This is a genomic window from Caproiciproducens sp. MSJ-32, from assembly GCF_018918055.1.
GTDB lineage: Bacteria > Bacillota > Clostridia > Clostridiales > Clostridiaceae > Clostridium.
This window is the reverse complement of sequence record NZ_JAHLPS010000059.1, coordinates 1-11,231: the sequence shown is the minus strand read 5'-3', so window position 1 is coordinate 11,231 and position 11,231 is coordinate 1. Positions and strand designations below refer to the sequence as shown.

The 11,231-nt window shown below is 28.7% G+C and carries 10 protein-coding genes; all 10 read left to right on the top strand.

Features of this window, described 5'->3' with window-relative positions; all coding sequences use genetic code 11:
* The first annotated feature begins 197 nt into the window (after nt 1-197).
* A complete protein-coding gene (gene yqfC, locus KQI16_RS06910; protein ID WP_216433054.1) occupies nt 198-476 on the top strand; it encodes a sporulation protein YqfC in 279 nt (92 codons plus the stop codon).
* Nucleotide 477: 1 nt separating this feature from the next.
* A complete protein-coding gene (gene yqfD / locus KQI16_RS06905; RefSeq protein ID WP_216433052.1) occupies nt 478-1,617 on the top strand; it encodes a sporulation protein YqfD in 1,140 nt (379 codons plus the stop codon).
* A gap of 28 nt (nt 1,618-1,645) precedes the next feature.
* A complete protein-coding gene (locus tag KQI16_RS06900; protein WP_286172932.1) occupies nt 1,646-3,730 on the top strand; it encodes an HD family phosphohydrolase in 2,085 nt (694 codons plus the stop codon).
* A 108-nt stretch (nt 3,731-3,838) separates the two neighbouring features.
* On the top strand, nt 3,839-4,339 hold the full coding sequence (gene ybeY, locus KQI16_RS06895) for an rRNA maturation RNase YbeY (protein WP_216433050.1): 501 nt from the start codon (nt 3,839-3,841) through the stop codon (nt 4,337-4,339).
* Nucleotides 4,340-4,356: 17 nt separating this feature from the next.
* Nucleotides 4,357-5,058, top strand: coding sequence for a diacylglycerol kinase (locus tag KQI16_RS06890; protein WP_216433048.1), 702 nt, complete (start codon nt 4,357-4,359; stop codon nt 5,056-5,058).
* Nucleotides 5,059-5,278: 220 nt separating this feature from the next.
* Complete coding sequence (gene era / locus KQI16_RS06885) at nt 5,279-6,172, top strand: GTPase Era (RefSeq protein WP_216433046.1); 894 nt, start codon at nt 5,279-5,281, stop codon at nt 6,170-6,172.
* Between the two features lie 3 nt (nt 6,173-6,175).
* A complete protein-coding gene (gene recO / locus KQI16_RS06880; protein ID WP_216433044.1) occupies nt 6,176-6,925 on the top strand; it encodes a DNA repair protein RecO in 750 nt (249 codons plus the stop codon).
* Nucleotides 6,926-6,929: 4 nt separating this feature from the next.
* Nucleotides 6,930-7,547, top strand: a complete 618-nt coding sequence (locus tag KQI16_RS06875; RefSeq protein ID WP_286172931.1) for a DUF4342 domain-containing protein — start codon at nt 6,930-6,932, stop codon at nt 7,545-7,547.
* Between the two features lie 189 nt (nt 7,548-7,736).
* Entirely contained in the window at nt 7,737-8,375 is a 639-nt protein-coding gene (locus KQI16_RS06870; RefSeq protein ID WP_216433043.1) for a helix-turn-helix transcriptional regulator, read from the top strand.
* A gap of 91 nt (nt 8,376-8,466) precedes the next feature.
* A complete protein-coding gene (gene ppdK, locus KQI16_RS06865) occupies nt 8,467-11,100 on the top strand; it encodes a pyruvate, phosphate dikinase (RefSeq protein WP_216433041.1) in 2,634 nt (877 codons plus the stop codon).
* Nucleotides 11,101-11,231: the final 131 nt, after the last annotated feature.

Below are 11,231 nucleotides of genomic sequence, written 5' to 3'. Positions count from 1 at the left end.
CAATATCTGAAATTTATTCATTTGTACATTAATTTCTATTGAACCGCCGTGTACCGAACGGTACGCACGGTGGTGTGAGAGGACGCTGAATAAAATAATTATTCAGCTCCTACTCGATTAATTAAATTTATTGGTGTAATTTTCTTTATATTTTTATCATAAATTACTATGAGTAAAAATATAAGAGGAGTTAAATTATGTATAATAAAATTGATAAGAGTAGAGAAATTATATCTGATAAATTGAATATATCAAAAGACATAGCTTTAAATTTGCCTAAAATAACTATAATAGGGGAAGAAGAAATTACAATAGAGAATCACAAGGGGATAGTACTTTTTGAAAGAAATATTATAAAAGTGAATACAAAATTAAAGCCGATTTGCATTGAAGGAGATAATTTTGAAATATTGTATATAGGTGAATCTACAATAACCATTAGTGGAAAATTTATATCTATATCATTTGAGGTGTAAAATGGCAGGAGGAATATTTGAAACTGGAAAGTTAATAGTTGAAATAAAAGTACTAAATCCCGAAAGAGTTTTAAACATATTATGGAATGAAAATATAAACATATTAAATGTTAAAAAAGTAGATGTAGTAACTCTTAGGGTTACTATAGAATATAAGGATTACGATAATTTAAAGAAAATTGTAAAAAGACTCAATGGAAAAGTTAAAGTGGTTGGTGAACGGGGAATATTATTTTTATTGTTTAGACTAAAAAATAAAATGTTTTTATGTATAGGTGCAGGAATATTTTTGGTAATTCTATTGCACCTTTCGACCTATATTTGGAGTATAGAAATTAACACAAGAAAAAACTTATCACCTTATGAGGTAAGACAAAATTTGTATGATTTAGGTATTGAACCTGGAATAAAGAAGAAAAAAATAGATGTTAAAGAATTAGAGAGAAAGATAGAAGATATTAATTCAGGAATACTTTGGATAAGAGTCAGGATTGAAGGTTCTACATTAAAGATAAATATAGAAGAAAAAGTTAATCCGCCAGAGATTGTAGAAGAAAAAAAGGGAAATTTAGTATCTAAAATGGAGGGAGAAATAAGCAGGGTGTATGTATTTTCTGGAAGGTCTGCTGTCCATATTGGTGATCTAGTAAAACCTGGGGATATATTAATTGAAGGAATAAATGGTAAAGAAGAAAATCCTTATGAAGTTGTTCCTGATGGAGTTGTAATGGCAAATACTTTTTATGAAAAATCAATGCTTGTAAAAGTCGATGGGACTGAGTTAAAGAGAAATGGAAATAAAGATAATGATATTTATTTAGAAATCTTCGGAAAGAAAATTTATCTTAAAAAAGCTATAAAAGGTTTTAAAGAGTATGATAAAATAGAGGAAAGTGGAAAAATACTTAAAAAAGTTAATTATTATGAAAAAGAAGAAGTTCCAGTAAAACTAAGTAAGGAAGAAGCTGTGGATAATGCAGTAGAGCAGTTACAGGAATCTTTGTATAATAATTTAACTCGAGAAGCAAAAATAATAGATAAAATAGTAACGACTAAAGATGGGGAAGATGGAAATATTATTGTTAATGTTGTTTTTGTAGTTGAACAAAATATAGTAGATAATAATCCTGTCGATTATTAAAAACTATTGAGATTAGAAGGTGATAGACATGTCTGAAAACAAAGTAAAATGGATGAAAATAAAGAGTAACAAAAATTATATTCAAGAAAAATATAAAATACCAATAATTTATTCTGTTGTTTTTATTATAATATATCTGCTTTTGCTTGTAGTTGTAGCACCAAAAAAGCATAATCTATCAGTTGGTGATATTGCTGATGTAAATATTAAGGCACCAGTAGATGTTATTGATGAAGCTGCTACTCTAGAAAAACAGCAAGAAGCAGCTTCAAAAGTAGATAAACAATATACTATAAAAAGTGAAGTCGGGCTGGAAGCATTATCTAAAGTTAATAGACTTTTTGAAAATATAAATAAAAGTATTTCTTCAAACAAAAGTGGAGAAAATGAAGAGAAAATAAAAAATATAGAAAAAGTTAATGGTATAACATTACGTGATGAAGATTACAATATATTATTATCTTTAGGTAAAGAGAAGCTTACGGAAATAAATGGGTTTATTATTAGTTCTTTAGAAGAAGTATATAAAAATAATATTGAAGAAAATAATTATGAGAATATACAAAGGGCAAGAAACATTATAGATAATTTATTGTCAGAAAAAAATTATGATAGAAATTTAGAGGAGATAATAAAGGAAATTTGTTATAGTCAAATAAAAGCCAATATGTTCTATGATAAAGAGAAGACAGAAGAAAAGATAGAGGAAGCAAAAAAGAACGTTGAGCCGGAAATAATAAAGAAAAATCAAACTATTGTAAAAGAAGGAGAACCTGTTACTCAAGAGCAAATAAATCTTCTAGAGCAGTTAGGAATGCTTAATGATGGAATAAATAGAAGTTCAATTAAGATATTTATTTCTTTAGCCGTGGCAGTTATCCTTGTTTTATTTTTGCAATATAGATATTTGTTAAAGGAAGATAGGGAAATATTAAAAGATAAAAAGATGCTGATCTTAATTAGCTCCATTAATATTATTCTTATCATTCTTTCTATAATAATTAAAGATATAACTCCATATTTGATACCTATTGTTTGTAGTAGTATGCTAATGTCAATTTTAATAAATAGTAAAACCTCCTTGGTTATCAATTTATTAAATATTCTTTTAGTTTCTATAGTTGTCGGTTTTGATGTTGGAGTTATATTAATATCAATAGTAAATGTTGTTATATCTACAATAGCATTAAATAAAGTTCAGCAAAGAAATGATATTATATATTCAACAATATATATAACTGTAATATCTACTTTGATTATTATGGCTTCCAGTATGTTATATTCAAATAACTTAAGAGAAATATTAATAAAAACAATGTATACTTCGATAGGATGTTTTGTTTCGGGGATACTTGCCTTGGGTTTACTTCCTTTTTATGAATCAATATTTGATGTTGTAACAAATATAAAATTATTAGAGTTATCAAATCCTAATCAACCATTAATGAAGAAATTATTAATGGAAGCTCCTGGTACTTACCATCATAGTATGATGGTTGCTAATATAGCAGAATCTGCCACAGAAGCTGTAGGAGGAAATCCTGTAATTGCAAGGGTTGGAGCTTACTATCATGATATTGGAAAGACAAAGAGGCCTTACTTTTTTGGAGAAAATCAAATTGGAAGAGATAATCCTCATGATAAAATTACACCAAATTTAAGTGCTTTAATAATTTTATCTCATCCAAAGGATGGTATAGAGTTAGCAAAGGAATATAAAATTCCAAAGGTTATTGAGGATATGATTTTAGAGCATCATGGAACAACTTTAGTTAAGTATTTTTATTATAAGGCCAAGGAAGGTGCAGATAATCCTGATGACATTAAAGAAGAAGATTTTAGATATTCTGGTCCTATACCTCATACAAAAGAGGCTGGAATATTAATGCTAGCAGATAGTGCAGAAGCTGCTGTTAGATCAATTAGTGAACCAACTAAAGCTAAAATTGAGGAAATGGTAAATAATATTATTAATGATAAAATAAAATCTAATCAATTGATAAACTGTGATTTGACCTTAAAAGATATAGAAATTATAAAAAAGAGTTTTTTAAAATCTTTTGATGGTATGTATCATCAAAGAATAGAATATCCAACAGAGAAAAAGAAATAAAAATTATAAATTAAGAATTAAAATTTAATTTTAATTCTTAATTTATATTATTATAGTTTTAATGTAGAAAACTTTGATATAAGTTAAAAAGAGTATTAGGAGGCTTGTATGTTATATACAGAAAATAAACAAAGAAAATTAGAAGTAACAAAAGAATTTATAGATAAGATAGAAAGGGTATGTGATTTTGCTTTAAGAGAAGAAGGTGTAAAAGGAGAATATCAAATTTCTCTTCTTTTTGTTGATAATGAAGAAATTAGAAGGATTAATAATGAAACAAGAAGAATAGATAAGGCTACAGATGTTCTTTCTTTTCCCATGCTAGAATATAAAGAAGGAAAGGTATTTAAAGATATTTATTTAGATTATGATTTTGATGAAATATATAAAGATGGAGATGAATTAGTACTTGGGGATATGGTTTTATCTTTAGAGAAAGCTTTAGAACAAAGCAAGGAATATGGACATTCTTATGAAAGAGAAGTAAGTTATTTAGTTGTACATTCTATATTACATTTGTTAGGTTATGACCATATGATAGAGGAAGATAAGATTAAGATGAGACAAAGAGAAGAGGAAATATTGAATAAATTAGAAATAAGAAGATAAAAATATGAGAGGAATATATGAAAATAAGAAAAATAATTGAAAGCTTTAATTGTGCTATTGAGGGAATTATTGAAACGGTAAGAACCCAAAGAAATATGAGGTTTCATTTATTAGCCGCATTAATAGTATTAACTATATGTTTTTTTGTAGATCTATCAAAGGTGGAATTTCTTATTTTATTGATTACTATTACTTTAGTTTTAGCAGCAGAAATCATTAATACTGCTATAGAAGCAACTATTGATATGACTATGAATCATTATCATCCTTTAGCTAAAATTGCAAAAAATGCAGCGGCGGGAGCGGTTTTAATTACTGCTATTAATGCTGTAATAGTAGGATATATAATGTTTTGGGATAAAATAACTAAAATATCCTATAGTGTTATTTTTAAAATTAAGCATTCAGAGCCATATACTATATTTATAGCCTTAGCAATTGTAACTATAGTAACTCTTATAATAAAGGCAATATTTGGGGAAGGAACTCCCTTGAGAGGTGGAATGCCTAGTGGGCATAGTGCTTTAGCTTTTTCATTAGCTACAGCAGTATCCTTAATAACGGAAGAAGCTATATGTATAGTTTTAAGTTACTTAATGGCACTTATTACAGCTCAAAGCAGGGTGGATTCAAATATACATTCTATTTTTGAAGTAATTATTGGAGCGATTTTTGGAACTCTATTAACATTATTGATTTTTATTATATTTAAAATTTGAGAAAGGGAATTTATTTATTATCAACTATTTAATTTTATATAAGAAATGATATAATAAATGGTACAATTACTTATGGAATATGTAGGTAAGTAATTAGAGTTATTTGTTAAAGAGGGAAATATTTTAATAAGTTTAATAAAAATAAGAGTATTATATAATAAAAACTTTTGGTGAAATTAAGCCAGGAGAATAAAAAGATTTAGAAAACTAAGGAGGATAAATGTTTAAATCAGGATTTGTAACGATAGTAGGAAGACCTAATGTAGGTAAATCAACATTATTAAATCAAATAATGGGAGAAAAGTTATCAATAGTTTCAAACAAGCCACAAACTACAAGAAATAATATTCAAACAATATTAACAGGAGAAGATTATCAATTGGTTTTTGTTGATACACCAGGAATACATAAGCCAAAACATAAATTAGGAGAGTATATGGTTAGCTCCGCTAAGGATTCAATTAAAGATGTGGATTTAATCTTATTTTTAATTAATCCAGATGAAAAAATAGGAAAAGGAGATCAATTTATTTTAGAAGTTCTAAAAAATTCTAAAGCTCCTGTATTTTTAGTTGTAAATAAAATAGATGAATTTACTCAAGATAGAGTTGCAAAAACTTTACAAATGTATTCAGAAGAAATGGATTTTAAAGAAATTATCCCAATATCAGCTCTTAAAAATAAAAATGTAGATAAATTAGTCAAGCTTATGATTGAATATATGCCAGAAGGCCCAAAGTATTACCCTGATGATATGATAACAGATGTTCAAGAAAGATTTGTTGTTTCAGAAATTATAAGAGAAAAGGCGTTAAGAAATTTAAGAGATGAAGTACCTCATGGAATTGCGGTAGATATAATTCAAATGAAAGAAAAAGAAAATGGAACATATCATATTGAAGTGGATATGATTTGTGAAAAAGAATCTCATAAGGGAATAATAATTGGAAAGAATGGTCAATCATTAAAAAAGATTGGAGAAACTGCTAGATATGAAATTGAAAGGTTTTTAAGAGCTAAAGTAAATTTAAAAATTTGGGTTAAGGTAAGAAAAGAATGGCGTGATAATCAGATTCTTTTAAAAGAACTAGGCTATAAAAACTTAAATAGATAGGGGATGTTACTTCTGTCGCTGCATAAGATAAAGGGAGTTATTATTAAAACAAAAGAATTTAAAGAAAATGATAAATTAGTATGGTTATATACAGATAAATTGGGCAAAATAACAACGATAGCAAAGGGTGCCAAGAAAAATAAAAGCAGGCTTTTTCCTGTTACTTTGCCCTTTTGTTATGGAGAATTTGTTTTATTCAAGGGGAAGAATTTATTTAACCTTCAGGAAGGAAAAATTATTAATTCCTTTCAAGGCTTGCTAGAAAATTTAGATAAGCTTACATATTCCTCATATCTTTGCGAATTGATAGATATTTGCCTAGAAGAAGGAGAAATAAACTATGCTTTGTTTAAGGATTTTATAACTTGTATGTACTTATTAAATACTGATGCATTGGATTACGAAATATTAATAAGATCCTTCGAATTAAGACTATTAAAAGCAACAGGTTATGGATTAAAGTTAGATAATTGTGGTATTTGCAATAAAAAAATTTCTGTATCAAATTATATATCATTAATAAATTATGGTGGAGTTTGCGAAGAATGTGAGAAATATGGGGGAATTTATATATCTAAACCAGCATATAATTCTATAAAATTTCTTTTAAAAACCTCAATGGATAAGTTATATAGGCTTAATATTAATGAAGATATAAAAAAGGATATTTATAAAATTACTAATTATATAATATCATCAAACTACACAAGAAAACCAAAAAGTTTAGAAATGTTAAATTATATAAAGGAGTGATATTATGTCAATAACATTAGAACAAGTGGACCAAGTTATAGAAAGAACAGGGGTAACTTATGCTGAAGCAAAGGAAGCTTTAGAACTAAGCAATGAAGATGTAGTAGATGCGATAATCTATATAGAAAATCAAAAAAAGGCTGCTAAGCTTAAGAGTAAGGAAGAAAAATACGAAACTATTGAAGATTTAAAAAATTGGTTTAAGGAATTAATTAATAAAGGAAATGTGACAAGAATTAGAGTAACTAAAGATGGTAAGGAAATTGTTGATGTTCCTGTAAATGCAGGCATAGCTGCAGGAGTAATAGGAATATTAATTCCACCAATTTTAGCTTTTGTTGTTATTGCAGCTGTAGTTACAAAAATAACTATAGAAATTACGAAGGAAGATGGAAGTGTTGAAGTAGTTAATAAGTATATAACAAAAACTATGGAAGACATAAAGGAAACTGCAACTAGTGTAGCATCAAAAGTTAAGGATAAGGTTGTGGATCTAAAAGATGATGTTATGACAAATGTAAAGAAAGACATAAAAAAAGATGAAGAAACTTTAGATGATAATATATTTAGTTATAGTGTAAAATTTGATGAAGAGGAAAACGAAGACAAAAAGGAAGAATAATAAAAAGAAAAAATAAGATAAACAGAGTAAATTCAAAAAAAGTTAATGTAATAGAGAATATTCAGATAATTTAAAAAAAAAAATATAAAAATAAATATAGTAAAGTTGTAATAAAATGCTATAATAGTAATATCAGATTAATCAAAATTACCTGAATATTCTCTTTGCGTTTAAGAAAGAGGGATAAGTTTGAAATTATCACATAGACAAGAAGAAATCGTTAATATAGTAAAAATTGGACAGCCAGTTACAAGTGAAGAATTAGCCGAAAAGCTTGGGGTAACAAGGGCTGCCTTAAGAGCTGATTTAGCGATTTTGACTATGTTAGGAATTTTAGATGCTAAACCTAAGGTTGGTTATGTATATTTAGGTGAACAAAAAAATCTTGAAATTATAGACAAAGTTTCAAAAGTTCTCGCAAAAGATATAATGTCAAAACCGATAACTGTTAGTGAAGAAACAATGGTATATGATGCAATTGTTTTCCTATTTCTAAATGATGTAGGAACGCTTTTTGTAGAAAGTAATGGGGTATTAGTAGGAGCTATTTCAAGAAAGGATTTTTTGAAAATAGCTATAGGGGGGACCGATATACATAAGGTTCCTGTAGGAGTAATTATGACAAGAATGCCAAATATTATTTGTGGATTTGCAGAAGATAAAGCCTATGATTTAGCAAAAAAATTAATAGAACATGAAATTGATAGTATTCCAATAGTTGAAAAAATAGAGAATGAAAATGATGGAAAAAATCAATATAGGGTAATTGGTAAGGTTTCAAAAACTAACATAACAAAGCTTTTTGTAAAGTTAGGAGAAGAACAATAATTTTTTGTTTTTAGTTTTATTAATGGGGTAGCTACAATACAAAGTAGTATTGTTTCTATATATCAATTTGATTAAACGGAGGAGTATTGAGATGAAGAAAAAGAAGTATGTTTACCTTTTTAGTGAAGGAAATGCCTCAATGAGGAATCTTCTAGGAGGTAAAGGGGCAAATTTAGCAGAAATGATTTCGCTAGGAATCCCAGTACCGCAAGGCTTTACAGTAACAACTGAGGCTTGCAACAAATATTACGAGGATGGTCAAGTAATAGCAGAAGAAATCATTGAAGAAATTTATGAAAAAATTTCAGAACTAGAAAAAATAACAGGTAAAGAATTTGGAAGTTTAACAAATCCTCTTTTAGTTTCAGTTAGATCTGGAGCTAGGGTTTCAATGCCTGGAATGATGGATACAGTATTAAATCTAGGATTAAATGATGAAGCTGTAGAAGCTATGGCTAAATTAACAAATAATCCAAGATTTGCTTATGATTCTTATAGAAGATTTATACAAATGTTTTCTGATGTAGTTATGGGCATTGAAAAAAGGTTGTTTGAAAATGTATTAGATGAAGTAAAAGAAAACAGAGGAGTAAAATTAGATTCTGATTTAACAGCAGATGATTTAAAAGAAGTAACTGTTAGATTTAAAGAAATATATAAGAAGGAACGTGGAGAAGATTTCCCACAAGATCCAAAACATCAATTGATTGAAGCAGTAACTGCAGTATTTAGATCTTGGAATAATCCAAGAGCAATAGTATATAGAAGATTAAATGATATACCAGGAGAATGGGGTACTGCTGTAAACGTTCAAGAAATGGTATTTGGTAATAAGGGAGAAACTTCAGGAACAGGAGTTGTATTCTCAAGAAACCCTGCAACTGGAGAAAATAAGATATATGGTGAATATCTAATGAATGCACAAGGGGAAGATGTTGTTGCAGGTATTAGAACACCACTTCCAATTGCAAAATTAGAGGAACAAAATCCTGAAATTTATAAGCAATTTACTGAAATAGTTCATAAGTTAGAACAACATTATAAAGATATGCAAGACATGGAAATAACCATTGAAGAAGGAAAATTATACTTCCTACAAACAAGAAATGGTAAGAGAACAGCACAAGCTGCTTTAAAGATTGCTGTTGACTTAGTTGAAGAAGGAATGTTAACTAAGGAAGAAGCAATATTAAAGGTAGAACCAAATCAATTAGATTCATTATTACACCCAACTTTTAAGGCTGAAGAGTTAAAGAAAGCAACTCCAATAGCAAAAGGCTTACCAGCTTCTCCAGGAGCAGCTTATGGGAAAATTGCCTTTACAGCTGAAGAAGCTAAGCAAAGAAAAGATAATGGTGAAAAGGTTGTTTTAGTAAGACTTGAAACATCACCAGAAGATATTGAAGGTATGATTGCTGCTGAAGGTATTTTAACAGTAAGAGGGGGTATGACTTCTCACGCTGCCGTTGTTGCTAGAGGTATGGGAACTTGCTGTGTAGCTGGATGTGGAGACTTAGTAATTAATGAAGAAGCTAAAACTCTAGAAGTAGGTGGAAAAGTTTACACTGCTGATGATTACATTTCAATAGATGGATCAACAGGAAATGTTTATGGAGAAAAGATAGCAACAGTAGCTCCAGAAATATCAGGCCATTTTGCTAAATTTATGGGATGGGCAGATGAAATTAGAAAGTTAAAGGTTAGAACTAATGCAGATACTCCAAGAGATACAAAGCAAGCTGTAGAATTTGGAGCAGAAGGTATAGGTCTTTGTAGAACTGAGCATATGTTCTTTGCAGAAGACAGAATTATGGCAGTAAGAGAAATGATAGTAGCTAAGAGTGAGGAAGATAGAAGAAAAGCATTAGAAAAACTTCTTCCAATGCAAAGAGAAGACTTTATTGGAATTTATGAAGCATTAGAAGAAAGACCTGCTACTATAAGATTCTTAGATCCACCTCTACATGAATTCTTACCTCATACAGATGAGGAAATTCGTGAATTAGCAGAAGAGTTAGGTATAACTTTTGAGGAATTAAAAACAACAATATCAAATCTTCATGAATTTAACCCAATGATGGGTCATAGAGGCTGTAGACTTGCAGTATCTTATCCAGAGATTGCAGAAATGCAAACTAGAGCTGTAATTGAAGCTGCAATAGAAGTTAAAAAGAATAAAGGATATAATATAGTTCCTGAAATAATGATTCCATTAGTTGGAGAAGTTAAGGAATTAAAATATGTTAAAGATGTAGTGGTAGAAACTGCTAAGAAGGTAATGGAAGAAAAAGGTGTTGAATTAGATTATCATGTAGGTACTATGATAGAAATTCCTAGAGCTGCATTAACTGCAGATGAAATTGCTAAAGAAGCTGAATTCTTCTCATTTGGAACAAATGATTTAACTCAAATGACTTTTGGTTTCTCAAGAGATGATGCAGGTAAATTCTTAAAGCATTACTATGATAAGAATATTTATGAACAAGATCCATTTGCTAAGGTTGACCAAACAGGTGTTGGACAATTAGTTAAGATAGCAGTAGAAAAAGGTAGAGCAACAAGATCTGATCTTAAATTAGGAGTTTGTGGAGAACATGGTGGAGATCCTTCTTCAGTAGAATTCTTCCATAATATAGGACTTGATTATGTATCATGTTCACCATTTAGAGTTCCAATTGCAAGACTAGCTGCTGCTCAAGCGCAAGTTAAAAATCCAAGAAAATAAAAATAACAAAAAAAGGGGCTGTCGCACTAAATAATTAGTGTGAAGCTCCTTTTTGATGAAAAAAATAAATCCCAGACTTTAAAAGTCTAGGATTTATGGTAAAATATTTTTCATGACTATAAAAAAAATCT

Bases quoted from the DNA above. Each gene is read 5' to 3' on its own strand.
- era (WP_216433046.1), top strand. From the start codon at position 5,279: ATGTTTAAATCAGGATTTGTAACGATAGTAGGAAGACCTAATGTAGGT.
- recO (WP_216433044.1), top strand. From the start codon at position 6,176: ATGTTACTTCTGTCGCTGCATAAGATAAAGGGAGTTATTATTAAAACA.
- ppdK (WP_216433041.1), top strand. From the start codon at position 8,467: ATGAAGAAAAAGAAGTATGTTTACCTTTTTAGTGAAGGAAATGCCTCA.
- KQI16_RS06900 (WP_286172932.1), top strand. From the start codon at position 1,646: ATGTCTGAAAACAAAGTAAAATGGATGAAAATAAAGAGTAACAAAAAT.
- ybeY (WP_216433050.1), top strand. From the start codon at position 3,839: ATGTTATATACAGAAAATAAACAAAGAAAATTAGAAGTAACAAAAGAA.
- yqfC (WP_216433054.1), top strand. From the start codon at position 198: ATGTATAATAAAATTGATAAGAGTAGAGAAATTATATCTGATAAATTG.
- KQI16_RS06890 (WP_216433048.1), top strand. From the start codon at position 4,357: ATGAAAATAAGAAAAATAATTGAAAGCTTTAATTGTGCTATTGAGGGA.
- KQI16_RS06875 (WP_286172931.1), top strand. From the start codon at position 6,930: ATGTCAATAACATTAGAACAAGTGGACCAAGTTATAGAAAGAACAGGG.
- yqfD (WP_216433052.1), top strand. From the start codon at position 478: ATGGCAGGAGGAATATTTGAAACTGGAAAGTTAATAGTTGAAATAAAA.